The sequence below is a fragment of the Arthrobacter sorbitolis genome (assembly GCF_054510995.1).
The window spans coordinates 51,010-67,495 of sequence record NZ_JBTNDM010000002.1 but is presented as its reverse complement, the minus strand read 5'-3'; the positions used below and the strand labels follow the sequence as shown (position 1 = coordinate 67,495).

Here is a 16,486-nt window from a genome sequence, read left to right as displayed (position 1 = left end):
TCTCGTGGATCGGCTGGAGGGACAGGGCGCGTGGAGCCCGACGGCGTCCGCGCGCCCGGCCCGTCATACCCGCGCCGTACGCCTCCGGCTCACGGCGATCGCTCCGCCGAGGAGGGCGAGGGCGGCTGCGCCGATCCCCACCGCCGCCCCGGCGTCGTCGTCCTGGGCGGCCAGGCCCGACTGTCCGCCCGGGACGGAGCCCGGCGACGAGTGCAGCCCCTCGATGACCTGTGTGGCGAGCGCGAGGTTGCCCGCCTCGAGGCTCCCCCACGCGTAGACGATCGTCGACGTGCCCTCGGCGAGGGTGAGGTCCGCCGGGCCGATCACGGGCTGGGTGGTGCCCGCTGCCGCGACCGCCGCGGAGACCGTCCCCGGGTCCGTGGTCAGCGTCGCCTCACCCGGGTTGCTGAGGTTCGGCACGATCGGCGCGCCTCCCGCGAGGACGTCGACGGCGGGCGCCGCGGCGACGTGCCGCACGGTCAGGCGTGACTTGCCGGCCTCCACCGCCGAGACGTCGTTGGTGTAGAAGTTGGCGGTCGGCGTGCCCGCCGCGTCGAGGTTGGCCGTGGCGGTGTAGTTCCCGCCGGCGGCGAGGGAGACGTCCACGGGGCCGATGACCGGCGCGCTCGCGTCGGGTGCGTCGGCCGCCGTGATGGCCAGCTGGTAGCTGCCGGCGGGCAGCGAGAGCGGACCGGCGAGTGTGCCGGGCGCGAAATCGTCGAGGGTGAGGGCACCGTTGACGTAGACGTCGACCGTGAGGTCGGGGACTCCGTGCAGCACGGACAGCGATGCTGCGGGTTGTGACTCGGCGGCCGTTGCGGGCGCGGCCGCGGCCGTCGCGACCACCAGCACGGTTCCAACGGTGTACAGGCTTCTTCGCATGACAACTCCTTCGTGTCGTCCCCTCCGGGGGGCGCTTCTGCTGACACCTGGTATTACCGGGAAGGAGGACCCGTTGGATGCAGGGGAGCGGACTTTTTCCTGGACGTCGTCCGGCGGTCGGCCGGTGGCGTGGCATCAACGGCCCGGTAATGCAAGCCCGCCGGGTGTGCAGAACGGCACGCCCGCGCCGGCGCAGGGCTGGCTACGGTGGATGGATGTTCTTCCTCTTCGGCCTCACCACGCGTGAGCACCTGCAGTTCACCCGATCCGCCGGCTGCCGCTACTGCGGTATGCACGCCCCGCAGCAGGTCGTCCAGCGCAAGACGAAGCTCTCGGTGTTCTTCATCCCGCTCATCACCCTCAAGAAGACCCGCCTGCAGGTGTGCACCAACTGCGGCGGCACGTCGACGATCAGCGGCTCCGAGCAGCGGGCCCTCGCCTACTAGCCCTCCTGCCGGGGACTAGGCGTTCCAGAGGCCGTAGGAGTCCGCGAGCGACGAGATCTTCTGTGCGCGGGCGAGACGCGGCAGGTAGGAGCCGTCGCCCACCACGGCGCCCGCCGCATGCTCGCGGAGCAGTTCGGCGGCCCAGTTGATCTCCGAGTCGCTCGGGGACAGGCCCCTGTTGATGGTGTCCGTGGCATCCGTGAGCAGGCACAGCTTGCCGGTCATGCCCATGGACGCCGTGACCTTGCAGGCCTCGAGCAGTTCGTCCCCGAGGGCACCGACGGTCGGACCGTCGATCGGGCCGGGGAGCTGCCCGACGCGCGAGGCGACGACGAGCTTCGAGCGCGCGTAGGCGAGCGCCATCGGGTCGTCCGAGGCACCCGTGTCGCGCCGGAAGTCGCCCACGCCGAACGCCAGGCGGAACGTCCCCGGCGCGCTGGCGATCGCCGTCGCGTTTTCGATGCCGAGCGCCGACTCGATCAGCGCGAGGACGGGCGTCCCGGCCTGCAGGCGCATCGCCGTGTGCGTCACCTGCTCGGGCTTCTCCGTCATGGCGAGCATGACGCCGCGCAGGCCGGGTGCCCTGGACAGTGCGGCCAAGTCGTCGGCCCAGTACTCGGTCTCGATGCCGTTGACGCGCACCCAGGCCGTCATGCCGGTGGACAGCGCCTCGACGACGCGCTCGCGTGCCTCGGCCTTGCCCGGGGCGGGGACGGCGTCCTCCATGTCGAACACCACGGAATCGGCCTCCGACGTGAGGGCGGGGATGAACGCGTCGCCGGTGGCAGCGGAGGCCAGCAGCCAGGATCGTGAGAGCTTGGCGGGAAGCGCGGCGGCGCGGCTGTTTCTCAGGAAGGAGGCCATGGTCAAACAGTACTGAGGATCGCTCCGGGTTATCCAACGGACACCGGAGGCATCGCGTGAACACTACGACCAAAAGGGCCTGATGCCCCCTCCGGAACCCTTGACCCTCCACCGGGACGCGGCCTAGCATTCGTATACGATTTCTGCTCGATGGGGACTACGGCGTCCCCGTCCGGATCAGGGCATACCAGTAGCCACGCACAAAACAAGGGAGTTTTTCATGGCACTAGCGTCAGAGCGTCCGGACGCGCAGTCCCGGAGCGGCATGAGCGCGGCGGACCGGAAGGTCCTCGCCGGCACGATGGTGGGCACCACGATCGAGTGGTACGACTTCTTCATCTTCGCCCAGGCCGCCGGCATCGTCTTCGCGACGCTCTACTTCGGGCCGCTCGAGGGTGAGAGCCCGGGCCTCGCCCAGCTCGTCGCCTGGGCCACGATCGGCATCAGCTTCTTCTTTCGGCCCCTCGGCGCGGTCATCGCCGGACGCCTCGGCGACAGGATCGGCCGGAAGGCCATGCTCGTCTTCACCCTCGTGATGATGGGCTCCGCCACCGCCCTGATCGGCCTGCTGCCCACGTACGCGCAGATCGGCATCTGGGCGCCCATCCTCCTCATGCTCCTGCGCATCCTGCAGGGGTTCTCCGCCGGTGGCGAGTGGGGCGGTGCCGCACTCATGGCCGTCGAGCACGCCCCCGTGGGCAAGCGCGGTTTCTGGGGCGCCTACCCGCAGATCGGCGTGCCCGTCGGCATGATCCTCGCGACGCTCGTGCTGTTCCTCCTGCGCACGTCCATGTCCCCGGAGGCCTTCCTCGCCTGGGGCTGGCGCATCCCGTTCCTGCTCTCCGTCGTCCTCATCGTCGTGGGCTACTTCATCCGTGCCGCCGTCGCCGAGAGCCCGGTCTTCAAGCGCATGATCGAGCGGAAGCGGGACACCGCCACTCCCCTGCGCAGCCTCCTGAAGACCAACAAGAAGCAGGTCGTCCTCGCCGCCGTCATCTTCATCGGCAACAACGCCGCCGGCTACCTCGTCATCGCGTTCCTCTCCTCCTATGCGCAGCGGACCCTCGGGATGCCGGCCGCACCCGTGCTCCTGGCGACGCTGCTGGCATCCTTCGGCTGGCTCATCTTCACGCTCTACGGCGGCATCCTGTCCGACCGGATCGGCCGCGTCCGGACGTTCCAGATCGGCTACGGCCTCATCTTCGTCTGGATGATCCCGATGTTCATGCTGATCGACACCCGCAGCATCTGGGCCTACGGGATCGCCATCTTCATCCTCACCATCGGACTGGGGCTGTCCTACGGCCCCATGTCCGCCATGTACGCCGAGATGTTCCCCGCCAACGTCCGCTACTCCGGCATCGGCATCGGCTACGCCCTCGGAGCGATCCTCGGTGGCGCGTTCGCCCCGCTGATCGCCGAGGCCCTGCTGAGGGGCACGGGCTGGTCCGGGTCCATCGGCCTCTACATCATGGGCCTCTGCGTCATCTCCTTCATCGGTGTCACCCTGGTCAAGGAGACCAAGGGGGCACCGCTGGAGGCGGAGAAGGATGGCGCGGACGCCGGGGTCGGGCGCCACTCCTAGCGGATCGCCGTCAGCGCGCTCCCGGATGCCCACCGACTCCGACGAGTCGGTGGGCATCCGTGGGCCCTGCGGGCGGGCAGGACGGCAGGGACGTCGAACCGGTTCCGCCGACGTCGTCGCGCCGGCAGGGCACCCAGCGGTACGGCGGCCGCTATAGTGACATCCGTCGGGCGCTCAGGGCGCCGTGCCTGAAAAAGAGGCAATAAGGGCATCGCCGCCCGAGGCACATACGGAACTCACCCACCAGGTCCGCCGGGTCGACCGTGTGCCACCACCGCCACCGCCACCGGAGGACTCCGCCCTGAAGGATTCCACGATGGCCACCGTCTCCGCCCGCATCGTCTCAGCCCTGCTGCCCGTCACCACCGAGGTCTTCGGGGTCATGGGCAACGGCAACGCGCACTTCCTCGACGCCGTCATGGCGGCACCGTCGCTGCACTTCACCGCCGTCCGCCACGAGGCGGGCGCGGTCGCCGCCGCCGACGCCTACCACCGCGCCTGCGGCCGCGTCGCCGTCGCCACCACCACGTACGGCGCCGGGTTCACGAACGCCCTGACGCCCCTGGCCGAGGCCGTGCAGGCGGACATCCCCCTGGTCCTCGTGGTCGGCGACGCCCCGACGACCGGGATGCGCGCGTGGGACGTCGATCAGGTCCTGATGGCCAAGGGGCTCGGCGCCACCACGTTCACAGTGTCGGCGGCGCGCCCCCTGGCGACGACGACGGCCGCGGTCGAGCACGCACTCCGCTACCGGGAACCCGTGGTCCTCGCGATCCCCTACGACCTCGCCGCCGCCGAGGCCGCGCCCGAGGAACCGGCCGCGCCCTCCGCTCGGGCGCCCCGCGAGGAGCCGTCCGCGGGCGACATCCACCGCGCCGCGGCGCTGCTCTCCGCTGCCGAGCGGCCCCTCGTCCTGGCCGGGCGTGGCGCCTGGGTGAGCGGCGCCGGCGAGGCAGCGGCACGCCTCGCCGACCGCCTCGGCGCCCTCACCGCCACCTCGGGTCTCGGGGCGGGACTCTTCGGGGACAGCCCGGCCGCCCTCGGCATCGCGGGCGGCTGGGCCTCCGAACGCACGGCCCGCCTCGTCGGGCAGGCCGACGTCGTCCTCGTGCTCGGTGCACGGCTCAACCAGTTCACGATGCGCTTCGGGCACTCCTTCGGCCCGGGCGCCCGCGTCATCCAGGCCGACATCACGGCCGGTCCCACCTCGCCGGCCGTCACCGATTTCCTCCACGCCGACGCACGGCTGGCCGCCGAGGCGCTCCTCGCCGCCGTCGAACCCCGGGAAGGGGCCCGGAGGTGGAGCACCACCGCCGCCGACGACGCCCTCGGCGCCCATGACGCACGCGACGACGGCGAGGTGGCGGCACCCGACGGCCGGCTCGACCCGCGGAGCCTGTGCCGGACACTGGACCGGATGCTGCCCGCGGACCGGACCGTCGTGCAGGACGGCGGCCACTTCATCGGGTGGGCGCCGGGCTACCTCCACGTCCAGGCGCCCAACCGCCTGATCATGGTGGGGACCGCGTACCAGACCATCGGCCTCGGCTTCCCCAGCGCCGTCGGTGCCGCCCGCGCCCTGCCGGGCTCCACCGTCGTCCTGTGCACGGGCGACGGCGGCGCCCTCATGGCGCTCGCCGACCTGGTCACGTTCATCCGCACCGCGCGCAGGGCCGTCATCGTGGTCTTCAACGACGCCGCCTACGGGGCCGAGATCCACCAGTACGCCGTCCGCGGCATCGACCCGGGGCCCATGATGATCGAGGAGGTGGACTTCGCGGCCGTCGCCGCCGCGTTCGGCGCCCGGTCCGCGACGATCGGCTCGCTCGAGGACCTCGCCCCCGTGGAGGGCTGGCTGGCGTCCGACGACGACGGCGTCCTGCTGCTCGACTGCAGGATCTCGCAGCAGGTCGTGGCACCCTACATGCAGGAGATCGTGGCGGTGGCGACCGGCACACGCTGAGGCGGGAGCCGTGTCCGTCAAGGGCTCCCGGCTCCTTCGGCACAGGTCGCCGGCCGCCCGGCGACCTGTGCCGAAAGTTATAGTCGGAAGAGGCCGGTCGAGAAGCCGACAGTGATGCCGGACGGCGCCGACGAACCGCTACCCAGGAGCCCCCGTGACCCCCGAGAACACCCGAAGGACCGACGTACAGGCAGCGGCCGACGTCGAGGCGAAGACCGTCCTGGTCGCCGGGGCCGGAGGGGTCATCGGCCGGCACGCGGCGGACGAGTACACCCGCCGCGGCGTGCGGGTCCGGGGGCTCAGCCGGCGTCCCGTCACCGGCGCCCGGTGGGACCACCTGCCCGTGGACCTGCTCGACCGGGAAGCAACACGTGCCGGGCTGGAGGCCGCCGCGGACACCACGCACCTGGTGTTCGGCGCCTATCTCGAACGGGACACCACCGCGGAGCAGATCGGGGTCAACTCGGCCCTGCTGACGAACACCCTGGACGGCCTCGAGGCCGCAGGGGCGCCCCTGCGGCACGTCACCCTCTACCAGGGCGGGAAGGCGTACGGCGCGCACCTCGGCTACTTCAACACCCCGGCCAAGGAGAGTGACGCGCGGCTGATCCAGCCGAACTTCTACTACGACCAGGAGGACATCCTCCGGGCCGCCGCGGCCGGGCGTGGCTTCCACGCCACCATGCTGCGCCCCGAGGGCGTCGTCGGGTACGCCGTCGGCAATCCCATGAACATCCTCATGGTCATCGCCGTCTACGCGAGCATCTGCCGGGAGCTCGGCCAGCCGCTGCGGTTCCCCGGCACCCATGCCGCCTACGACGCCCTGTACCAGGTGACCGACGCCTCACTCCTGGCCCGCGCCACGGTCTGGGCCGGCGCGGAACCACGGGCCGCCGGCGAGGTCTACAACATCACCAACGGGGACCAGATCCGCTGGCGCCACCTGTGGCCCGTCTTCGCCCGCCTTTTCGGGATGGACCACGCCGAACCCCAGCCGGTCCCGCTGGCCGAGGCGATGCCTCACCACGAGGAGCTCTGGAAGGGCATGGTGGCGAAGTACGACCTCGTGCCCACTCCCTTCGAGGACCTCGCGGGCTGGTCCTTCGGCGACTTCCTCTTCCGCTCGGGCTTCGACAACGTCACCTCCACCATCAAGGCCCGGCGCCACGGCTTCACCGACTGCCTGGACACCGAGGAGCGGTTCACGGAGCTCTTCGGTCAGCTGGCAGCGGAGAGGATCATCCCGCCGCTGGACTGAGCCGCCCGTGTCTCCGCCGACGTCAGGACGGGGAGCGCACGGACGGGCGCGCCGTGGTCCCCCGGTCGCCGGGACAGGCGCCGAGCCCACTGGTCAACCTGCGTCCCGGATGGTTCACTGCTGGGACTGCCCTTGCCGACCACGGAAGCGAGCCCCGGTGACCACCCTTCCCGCGAGCCCTCCTCCCGACGGCCTCGACGCCTCCCGCGCTCCCGGCCCCGGGCGGAGCGGGCGTGTCGGCCTGCTGGTGGCCGGCTCGCTGGTGGCCGGGGCCCTCGCCGCGCTCCTGCTGGCGGCCGCACCCTTCACCCCGGCGACGGAGAGCGGCGTGACCGGGGCCGTCCTGCTGGGGTTCGCCCTGGGCTGGGCCCTCCTGGCGGTGCTGTCGGGGTTCACGGACCAGCCGCAGCGATGGGCCGTGGCTCCCGCGCTGTTCCTGGGCCTGGGGGGCCTGCTCCTGCTGGGGTTCGGCTCCCCGATGCAGGACGCCCTCGCCTGGGTATGGCCCCCCGCCCTGCTGCTGCTGGTGGTGTGGATGGTCGCGAGGATCCGGTCGGCTGCCGGTCGGGGCGCGCGGATACTGCTCTATCCCGTGATCGCGCTGCTGGTCCTCGCCTCCCTGGCGGGCGGATACGAGACCGTGCGCGGAGCCGTCAGGGCGGGGAGCCCCCCGGGGCAGGGGAGGCTGATCGACGTGGGCGGCCACCGCCTGTACCTGGACTGCACCGGCTCGGGAAGCCCGACAGTGGTCATCGAACCGGGAGCCGGCCTGATGTCGTCGGACCTCGCCCTGATCGCCCCGAGGGTCGCCCGGGACACGCGGGTGTGCATCTACGACCGGGCGGGGCGCGGGTGGAGCGATCCGGCGGACACACCGCAGGACGGCGCGCGGATCGCCACCGATCTGCACACGCTGCTGCAGCGCGGGAACGAGCCGGGACCGTACGTGCTGGCCGGTCATTCCTTCGGAGGCCTGTACGCCCTCACGTTCGCGGCCCGCTACCCCGGCGAGGTGGCCGGGCTGGTGCTGGTGGACTCGACCGCCCCGGCGGCGGAGCCGGCGCCCCACCTGGAGGAGCCCACGCCTCCGGACGACACGACGAGCCGCCTGTCCGCGCTGGTCGGCGCCGCAGGGCGGCTCGGCATCGGCCCGCTCCTCGGGGTCGGATCGGCCGACCACCTGAGGAGCGCGGCCGACGAATACCTCGTCGCCGGATCCTCGGTGCAGCAGGCCGCCGCGCTGAGGACCTTCACCGACAAGCCCCTGGTCGTCCTGACCGCCGGCAGCGGCACCCGCCCCGGCTGGACCGAGTCGCAGGACGCACTCGCCACCCTGTCGACCGACACGCTGCACCGCGTGGTCGACGGGGCGACCCACGGGTCGCTGATCGGCGACGACCAGGACGCGGCCGAGACGGCCCGGGGGATCCTCGACGCCGTCTTGGCGGTACGGACCGGGGAGCCGCTGTCGCCGTAGGGCAGGGTGCGGGCGAAGTCCGGAAGGCGGCGCTCCGGTGACGCCGCGGGGAGCAGCCCGCCCTCAAGACGCTACGCCCGGGCTGCCGCCTCCAGGCGGAGGGCGTGATCCCTCGCCGCGGCGCGGAGCGGCTCCGGGCCCAGGATGGCGAAGGGAGCGTCGAACCGGGCGACGGATGCGAGGACCCCGGCCCACGACCAGGAGCCGATGCTCACTCGGCAGGAGGTCGCGGTGAGTTCCTCGACGCCGCCGTCCCCGACGAAGGGGGCGATCTCCCCCACCGGCAGGTCGATGACGACCTCACCCGTGCACGGCCACCGGTCGACGGCGTCCAAGCCCTTGAGCCGGGCGGACAGGTAGGTGCGGGCATCGGGGGCCGGGAGCCGGCGTGGTGGGAAGACCGAGCCTGCCGGGGTCCGGGGGGACAACCGGTCGAGGCGGTAGATACGCCAGTCGTCGCGGTCGAGGTCCCAGCCGATCAGGTACCAGCGTCCGTCCCGTGCCACGATCGCGTGCGGCTGGGCCCGGCGTGGGAGCCCGTCCTGGAGGTAGTCGAACCTCAGGGTCGTCCGGTTCCGGACGGCGGCGCTGACCGCTGCGAGGACGGCCGGATCGACGCGGGTGGTCGTGGTCCCCGCTCCGGTGGAGCGGATCCCGTCGATGCGGTGCCGGAGGCGGGAGGGCAGGACCTGCCGGACGGTCGCGAGCGCGCGCTCCGCCGCCTCGTCGAGGTCGATGCCGGAGGACGGTGCGTTCTGCAGGGCGACGGCGATCGCGACGGCCTGATCGTCGTCGAACAGCAGGGGCGGCAGGTCCGCGCCGGCTGCCATCCGGTACCCGCCGTCCGGGCCCTTGGCCGCGCGGATCCGGTACCCGAGGTCCCGGAGCCGGTCGACGTCCCGGCGGACCGTCCGGGGCGTCACGCCCAGGCGCTCGGCCAGGACGATCCCGGGCCAGTCCCGTTGCGCCTGCAGGATCGAGAGCAGCGCCAGCAGCCGTGCGGAACCCGTCATGCCAGTCAGTATGCGCGAAGTGGAGGACCGTCGCTGACCGCTACTCCCGCCATCGTGGTGGATGGCACTCCTGCCGATCGATTACTAGGAAAGAGCAGACACCATGAGCATCAGGACCACCACGCACCTGAACTTCCGCGGCACCGCACGCCAGGCCCTCGACTTCTACCAGGGCGTCTTCGGCGGCCGGCTCACGCTGGCGACCTACGGGGACTTCGGGATGCCCCAGGATGACCCCGGGCACGACAGGATCGTCTTCGGCCAGGTCGAGAACGAGGACGGCTTCCGCGTCATGGCCTACGACGTGCCGGGGCAGGACGACGGCGGTCCGGCGGCGACCGCTGGCACGACCCGCCGCGAGAACGGAACCACCATGACGGACAGCGCCTTCTTCCAGTCCGTGCGTGCCGAGGGTTTCGAGGAGATCACCCGCTACTGGAACGGCCTCGCCGACGGCGCCACCATCGTCGAGCCCCTCGCCGCCTCCGCCTGGACCGCCGGGTTCGGCATGCTCACCGACCGCTTCGGCGTGACGTGGGTCCTCGACGTGGAGCCCGTCCACGCCACGTGAGGCCTCCCGGGCAGCGGCGGACCCGGAACAGCGGGGCGGCACGTCGGGGCGCGGTCAGGGCACCAGTCGGACGTCCTCGCCGCGGAGGTTCACGCGGAAGCCGTCGTCCTGCACGGTGACGTCCTCGAGCACGAGGCCTTCGGGCAGCCCCTCGACCTCGTGCTCGATGGTCACGAGGTTCCGCACGACGGCGGCGGTGGCTCCGGAGAGGAAGTCAGGTCCGCCGAGGTCGATCGACTGCGGCTCCATCACGAGCCGGCCCGCCTGGACCTCGACCGTCCCCGTCGCGGTCACGCGCACTGCGCGGCCCAGCGTCTCCACGGTACGGACCACGGTGGCCTGACCGTCGTCGGCGGGCCGGACCTCCGTCCCGCCGCCGAGCTCACCGGCCACGACGTCGAACGGCACGGTCGCGTCCACGGAGAGCCGGGCGGCGACCGTGCCGTCCGGGCCCGTGACCACGTCCTGTCCGACGGCCCGGACGTCGCGGAGCGTCGACCCCGCGGACACCACCGTCCCGGCGTCCAGCGCCAGGTCGCCCAGCCACACCTCGTCGTCGCGCAGGCCGGCGGGAGCCTCGGCGTCCGGCGTCCGCCCGGCACCCGCCGTGGGCGACGGCGATGGCGCCGCCTGACCGGCCGGGTCGCTGACCACCCACCAGAGGATCCCCGCCGTGAGCACCAGGAGGAGGACCATCCCGAGTGCACCGATCAGCCAGTCCTTCGCGCGCGTCCACCTCATCAGGACAGTCTGATGGCTTGCCGCCCCGGGGGGACGCTCCGACACCGGTTCCACCGTCCGGGCAGGACCGATGGTCCTACCGGACCGGACGCGGCAGGCACCCGGCGGCTCTGGCCACCGGTCGCCGCAGCGGCTATCGTCGTTCGTCCCGGGCCGCAGCCCGCGGGTGCGGCCGTTCGTGAGGGAGCGCCATGAGGATACTGCTGGTGACTGCGGGGTCCCGGGGGGACGTCGAGCCGTTCGCGGTCCTCGCGCGGCGGGCGCAGGGTGCGGGGCATTCGGTGCGCCTGGTCCTCCCGGACAACTCGGGCGTCGACGTCGACGATCTCGACGTGGTCAGTCTCGCGGTCGACTACTCGAGGTTCATCGGGCAGCAGGGCGTCTCCCTGGCCGCGATCCTCCGCTCCTACCGCTCGGTCGTGCGTCCGGCGATGCGCGAGGTCCTCGTCCGGTCTGCGAGGGCGGCGCTCGAGTACGTCCCGGACGTGCTGGTCGCCCACCCGAAGATCCTGTCGGCGCCGCTGATCGCGGCCGGACTCGGGATCCCCTTCGTGTGGGTCGAGCTCGTCCCGGTGATGACGCCGACCGCTGAGTTCCCTGCTGCCGGAACCGTCACCCGGGATCTCGGCCGGTTCAACCGGCTCACCTATCGGGCCGCAGCCGGCGGGGCCGCCATGTTCCGGCAGGACCTGAAGGACGTGGCCAGGCTGGTCGGCGGGCAGGGGTCCGCTCGTCCTCCGGCGTCGGCGACGCTGATGCCCATCAGCCCGGCGATCCTCCGCCGTCCCGCCGACTGGCCGTCGAGCGTCCACCTCACCGGTCCGTGGCGTGGTGGAGCGCCGGGCCCGGTTCCCCCCGAGGTGGCGGACTTCATCTCGGAGGACGGCTTCGTCTACGCGGGGTTCGGTTCCATGGTCGCAGGTGATCCCGTCGCCCGGGCACGGGAGGTGATCGGCGGCATCCGTGCGACCGGGGCCCGCGCCCTCGTGGCCACGGGCCTGGGCGGACTGTCCGTCCCCTCCGACGTGGCCGGGGCCGATGTCCTGGTCACGGCGTCGGTCGCCCACGACGTCGTCCTGCCCCGGGCTGCAGCAGCGATCCACCACGGGGGGATCGGGACGGTCCACGCGGCCACCGCGGCCGGCACCGTGTCGGTCGTGGTGCCGTTCATCGCCGACCAGCCCTTCTGGGGATCGAGGCTCCACGCTCGCGGCCTGGCTCCCGCCCCGATCGGGCAACGCTCGCTGACGTCCCCCCGCGCGGCCGAGGCCCTGTCGCAGGTCGACCGGTACCGTCCGGCCGTGCGCGGGGCTGCACGGTCCATGGCGGCCGAGGACGGGCCGGCCGCCGCGATAGCCGTCCTGGAGACCCTGCACCGGTGAGTGCCCGCCGGGAGGCACCCGCCCGGACACCTGCCGTCACATGTCAGCCCCGGGGCCGCAGGTCGTAGATCCGCTTGAGCTTCCCGCTGGAGCGCACCAGCGAGCCCTGTTCCACGACCGCGACGGCGCACGTCGACCCGATGTGCGTCTTGATCTGGTGGCGGAGCTCCTCCGCGGCCGCCACGGCGTCGGCGGCGCTGACCCCCTCGCGGGGCTCCACCCTGATGGTCAGCTGGTCCATCCGCTGCCCCTCGGGCCGGGTGAGTTCGAGCTGGAAGTGCGGGCTCAGCGCCGGGATGCGCAGCGCCAGCTCCTCCACCTGCGTGGGGAAGAGGTTCACACCGCGCACGATCACCATGTCGTCGCTGCGGCCGGTGATGCGCTGCATCCGGCGCATCCCGGGGCGGGCGGTGCCGGGCAGCAGGCGCGTGAGGTCGTGGGTGCGGTAGCGGATGATGGGCAGCGCCTCCTTGGTCAGGGACGTGAAGACGAGCTCGCCGGCGTCGCCGTCACCGAGCACCTTCTCGGTGAACGGGTCGATGATCTCGGGGCGGAAGTGGTCCTCCCAGACGTGCGAGCCGTCCTTGGACTCCACGCACTCACCCGCGACGCCCGGCCCCATGACCTCCGACAACCCGTAGATGTCGCACGCGTCGAAGCCCATGCGCCCCTCGAGTTCCTGCCGCATGCCCTCCGTCCACGGCTCCGCGCCGAGCACGCCGGTCTGGAGCGACGTCGACGACGGATCGATCCCGGCCGCGGCCATCGTGTCGAGGATCGTCAGCAGGTAGGTGGGCGTGGCGAGGATGGCGTCCGGTTCGAAGTCGCGGATGAGTTGGACCTGCCGCTCGGTCTGGCCGCCGGAGATCGGGATGACGGTACAGCCGAGCCGCTCCGCACCGGCGTGCGCGCCGAGGCCGCCCGTGAACAGCCCGTACCCGTAGGCGTTGTGGACCTTCCATCCGGCCTTCACCCCGGAGGCGCGCAGCGAGCGGGCCACGAGGGAGGCCCAGCGGTCGAGGTCTCCCGCCGTGTAGCCGACGACCGTGGGCTGGCCCGTCGTGCCCGACGACGCATGGACACGCGCCACCTGCGCCTGCGGCACCGCGAACATCCCGAACGGGTAGGTGCTGCGCAGGTCCTCCTTCGTGGTGAAGGGGAACTTCGCCAGGTCCGCGAGCTCCCGGAGGTCGCCAGGATGCACACCGGCGTCGTCGAACTTCCGCCGGTACAGGGGCACGTTCGCGTAGGCGTGGCGCAACGTCCACCGGAGCCGCTCCAGCTGCTCCGATTCGAGGTGGTCGCGGGACCAGGTCTCCTCCACGTCGAGGGTGGAGGGGTCCGCGGCCGAGGCCCGGAGGGGGAGGGTGGTCATGGCTGCTCCTTCGCAGGGTATGTCCGGAGGACTCCGGGGATGTCGCGGTGCACGGGCATCAGAGGACCGAGGCGACGGCGCGGGCCGCCTCGGCCACGCGGGCGCCGATCTCCTCGACGGGGCGGTCGCTGCGGAGGTAGACGACGGCGAGCGCGGCGGGGAGCTGTCCGCGCACGAGGACGGGAGCTGCGACGGAGCTGACGCCGGGGATGACCTCGTCGCGGCTCACCGCGTAGCCGGCGGCCGCCGCGATCCGCGATTCCTCGCGGTAGGGCTCCCCCGGCGCGAGCCGGTCCCACCGTGCCTCGGTCAGCGCCGACTGGATGGCGATGCCGGGCGCCCCGGCGTCGAACCGGTGGCGGGAGCCCGGCCGCTGCACCAGGGTCCCCTCGCCGTGGGGCGGCTCCACGGCCACGAGGGTCACGCAGTGCCGCCGGTCCCAGACGGCGATGAACGCCGTCATCTGCAGCTCGGCCGCGACCGCCGTGAGCTCCGGCAGGGCTGCCGTCTGCAGCCGGGGAGCCACTCCGCGGGCCAGGCTCGCGAGGCCCGGGCCGGGCTGGAACCTCCCGGCCGCGTCCCGCACCACCAGCGAATGCTCCTCGAGGGTCCGCAGGATCCGGTACGCGATGGACCGGTGGACACCCAGCTCCCCGGCGATCTCCGCCGTCGTCCGGCCCTCCGGCGCCTCGGCCAGGATCTCCAGTGTGCGGAGCCCCCGGGAGAGCGTCTGCGAGGCGGGGGCCGCCGCCGGAGTGCCCACCTCGGCCGTCACGTCGTCCGCCGTGTGCATGTCAGGCCGGCGCCCGGCCCGCGCGCGGGCCCGATGCGGCATCGGACGGTACGGCGAGGAGCGGGGCGGAAAGGAGCGGGGCGAAGAAGCCGGCCAGTGCCGCGGTGTCGGCCAGGGGCAGCACGTGCGCCACGTACTGGTCGGGGCGGACGACGACGACGGCTCCGGCGCGGTCGATGCCGCGCAGGTCGAAGATGTCGGCTTCAGGGTCCGCGGCATACACCTTCTCGTAGTCGGTGAGCCCGAAGGGCCCCGTGGCGGGCTTGAACTCCGGCGGCACGCGCCCGATGTCCACCCGCGTGTGGTCCTGCTGGTAGACGACCTTCACGTCGAACCAGGCATCGCGGTCCGCCCCGTCGGGCGTCGCGGCGAGGGGCGAGCCGGGGGCGCTCCCGATCCACGCCGCGAAGTCCGCCACCCCCGACGCCGCTCCGGGCGCTGCCGGATCGGCGAGGACGTAGATGCGCCAGCGCCCGTCGGCCGTCGCATGGTGGCCGAGGTGCATCGGGACGCCGTCGCATACGCGGACCACCGGCGCGGACTTGAACCGCTTGCCGATCGGGAATCCGGCGGCGAGATCCTGGTGGGTGGCCTCGGCGACGAGGAGGGAGGGCGCGTACTGGGTCCTGAAGCCCGCGGGGAACTCGGCGGTGCTGACGTAGAAGTCCTCGAGTTCGGACGAGTCGGCGAAGTCCTCCGGTTTCCGCGCCATGAGCGCGGACCACTCCTTGTCGAACTCGATGAGGTCCTTCGCGACCACCTGACGCTCCGCGGAGTAGGTCGCGAGGAGGGCCTCGGGGCTGCGTCCCTCGAGGACATGCCCGAGCTTCCAGCCGAGGTTGAAGCCGTCCTGCATCGAGACGTTCATGCCCTGGCCGGCCTTGGCGCTGTGGGTGTGGCAGGCGTCCCCGGTGATGAAGACCCGTGGTGTGCGCGTTCCGATGTCCTCGGGCAGGACGTCGTCGAACCGGTCGGTGAGGCGGTGGCCCACCTCGTACACGCTGTGCCAGGCGACGTTGCGCACGTCGAGGGTGTACGGGCTGAGGATCGTGTTGGCCTTCGCGACGATCTGCTCGATCGTGGTGCTGCGGACGGCACCCTTGGTCGCGGGGTCCACCTCGCCGAGGTCCACGTACATGCGGAACAGGTGGCCTCCTTCACGCGGGATGAGGAGGATGCTGCCGCCCGTACCGGACTGGATGGCGCACTTGCGGCGGATGTCGGGGAAGTCGGTGACGGCGACGGCGTCCATGACACCCCACGCATGGTTGGCCTGGTTGCCCGCGAGGCTGCAGCCGATGGCCTGGCGGACCCTGCTGCGGGCGCCGTCGGCCCCGACCACGTACTTCGCGTGGACCGTGCGCTCCTCGCCCGCAGGCTCCCCCGCGGTCCGCACCAGCGTGACCGTCACGGGGAACTCGCGGTCGTCGTCGACATCGAGCCCTGCGAATTCGTAGCCGTAGTCGGGTTCCATGCGCGTGGGCGCGTTCTTCATGAACTCGGCGAAGTAGTCGAGGACGCGGGCCTGGTTGACGATCAGGTGGGGGAACTCGCTGATGCCGGTCGGGTCGTCCTCGGGACGTGCCGTGCGGACGATGCGGGAGGGGTCCGCGGGGTCCGGCTTCCAGAAGGCCATCTCGACGATCCGGTAGGCCTCCTCGGTGATGCGCTCGGCGAAGCCGAAGGCCTGGAACGTCTCGACGCTGCGGGCCTGGATGCCGTCGGCCTGACCGATGGGGAGCCTGCCCGGGCGGCGTTCGACGATCCGCGTGGTGATGCCGGGGAACTGCGAGAGCTGCGCGGCGGTGATCATCCCGGCAGGCCCGGTGCCGATGATCAGGACGTCGACCTCGTCGGGGAGCTCCTGCGGCCGGTCGAGCCCGACGCCTGCTGCGGGCTGGATCCGGGGGTCACCCGAGACGTAACCGTGGTGGTGGAATTGCACGGACTGTCCTCACTTCGTCGTGGTCGTGCCGCTGCTGCAGTGTTCGATAATCGAACACGTCGTTCTATTATCGTGACGCCGATGCTAGTCCTCACCGGGGCAGTACTCAAGGGGACCCGGTCCTGCAGGAATCCTGCCGGTATCCTTCGCGGTTCCGCCGGTCCTCGCGACAGCCGTGAGGCAGGATGGAA

Annotated in this window: 14 protein-coding genes; 7 read left to right on the top strand and 7 right to left on the bottom strand. The window is 72.1% G+C overall.

Annotated elements, in window-relative coordinates; genetic code table 11:
- Positions 1–63 precede the first annotated feature (63 nt).
- Positions 64–882: a DUF4397 domain-containing protein gene (locus ACX80K_RS04870; RefSeq protein WP_459270748.1), complete on the bottom strand. Its 819-nt coding sequence runs from the start codon at positions 880–882 to the stop codon at positions 64–66.
- Positions 883–1,097: 215 nt separating this feature from the next.
- Here ACX80K_RS04870 and ACX80K_RS04865 point away from each other — a divergent pair, with 215 nt between their 5' ends.
- Entirely contained in the window at positions 1,098–1,328 is a 231-nt protein-coding gene (locus tag ACX80K_RS04865) for a zinc-ribbon domain-containing protein (RefSeq protein WP_104181254.1), read from the top strand.
- Between the two features lie 15 nt (positions 1,329–1,343).
- Here the strand turns inward: ACX80K_RS04865 and ACX80K_RS04860 are convergent, their stop codons facing one another.
- The gene (locus ACX80K_RS04860; protein WP_459270747.1) at positions 1,344–2,192 is read right to left on the bottom strand and encodes an HpcH/HpaI aldolase/citrate lyase family protein; all 849 of its coding nucleotides are present in this window, start codon (positions 2,190–2,192) and stop codon (positions 1,344–1,346) included.
- 220 nt (positions 2,193–2,412) lie between these two features.
- Between ACX80K_RS04860 and ACX80K_RS04855 the strand changes: the two genes are divergently transcribed.
- From ACX80K_RS04855 to ACX80K_RS04840, 4 genes are all read left to right on the top strand, one after another.
- Entirely contained in the window at positions 2,413–3,777 is a 1,365-nt protein-coding gene (locus ACX80K_RS04855; RefSeq protein WP_459270746.1) for an MFS transporter, read from the top strand.
- Positions 3,778–4,093: 316 nt separating this feature from the next.
- Entirely contained in the window at positions 4,094–5,740 is a 1,647-nt protein-coding gene (locus ACX80K_RS04850) for a thiamine pyrophosphate-binding protein (RefSeq protein ID WP_459270745.1), read from the top strand.
- A gap of 154 nt (positions 5,741–5,894) precedes the next feature.
- Positions 5,895–6,998: an SDR family oxidoreductase gene (locus tag ACX80K_RS04845; RefSeq protein WP_459270744.1), complete on the top strand. Its 1,104-nt coding sequence runs from the start codon at positions 5,895–5,897 to the stop codon at positions 6,996–6,998.
- 157 nt (positions 6,999–7,155) lie between these two features.
- Positions 7,156–8,475, top strand: a complete 1,320-nt coding sequence (locus ACX80K_RS04840) for an alpha/beta hydrolase (RefSeq protein ID WP_459270743.1) — start codon at positions 7,156–7,158, stop codon at positions 8,473–8,475.
- A gap of 71 nt (positions 8,476–8,546) precedes the next feature.
- On the opposite strand, the gene ACX80K_RS04835 is transcribed toward ACX80K_RS04840, so the two are convergent.
- Complete coding sequence (locus tag ACX80K_RS04835) at positions 8,547–9,488, bottom strand: helix-turn-helix transcriptional regulator (RefSeq protein WP_459270742.1); 942 nt, start codon at positions 9,486–9,488, stop codon at positions 8,547–8,549.
- Between the two features lie 103 nt (positions 9,489–9,591).
- On the opposite strand from ACX80K_RS04835, the gene ACX80K_RS04830 reads away from it, so the two are divergent.
- Positions 9,592–10,059, top strand: a complete 468-nt coding sequence (locus tag ACX80K_RS04830; RefSeq protein WP_459270741.1) for a VOC family protein — start codon at positions 9,592–9,594, stop codon at positions 10,057–10,059.
- A 54-nt stretch (positions 10,060–10,113) separates the two neighbouring features.
- Here ACX80K_RS04830 and ACX80K_RS04825 read toward each other — a convergent pair whose 3' ends face one another.
- Positions 10,114–10,800: an LmeA family phospholipid-binding protein gene (locus ACX80K_RS04825; protein ID WP_459270740.1), complete on the bottom strand. Its 687-nt coding sequence runs from the start codon at positions 10,798–10,800 to the stop codon at positions 10,114–10,116.
- 191 nt (positions 10,801–10,991) lie between these two features.
- Here ACX80K_RS04825 and ACX80K_RS04820 point away from each other — a divergent pair, with 191 nt between their 5' ends.
- Positions 10,992–12,182: a glycosyltransferase gene (locus ACX80K_RS04820; RefSeq protein ID WP_459270739.1), complete on the top strand. Its 1,191-nt coding sequence runs from the start codon at positions 10,992–10,994 to the stop codon at positions 12,180–12,182.
- 43 nt (positions 12,183–12,225) lie between these two features.
- Here the strand turns inward: ACX80K_RS04820 and paaK are convergent, their stop codons facing one another.
- The 3 genes from paaK to ACX80K_RS04805 are packed head-to-tail and all read right to left on the bottom strand — an operon-like array spanning position 12,226 to position 16,295.
- Positions 12,226–13,557, bottom strand: a complete 1,332-nt coding sequence (gene paaK, locus ACX80K_RS04815) for a phenylacetate--CoA ligase PaaK (RefSeq protein ID WP_459270738.1) — start codon at positions 13,555–13,557, stop codon at positions 12,226–12,228.
- A gap of 58 nt (positions 13,558–13,615) precedes the next feature.
- On the bottom strand, positions 13,616–14,350 hold the full coding sequence (locus tag ACX80K_RS04810; RefSeq protein WP_459270737.1) for an IclR family transcriptional regulator: 735 nt from the start codon (positions 14,348–14,350) through the stop codon (positions 13,616–13,618).
- A gap of 1 nt (position 14,351) precedes the next feature.
- Positions 14,352–16,295: an FAD-binding monooxygenase gene (locus ACX80K_RS04805; protein ID WP_459270736.1), complete on the bottom strand. Its 1,944-nt coding sequence runs from the start codon at positions 16,293–16,295 to the stop codon at positions 14,352–14,354.
- Positions 16,296–16,486 lie beyond the last annotated feature (191 nt).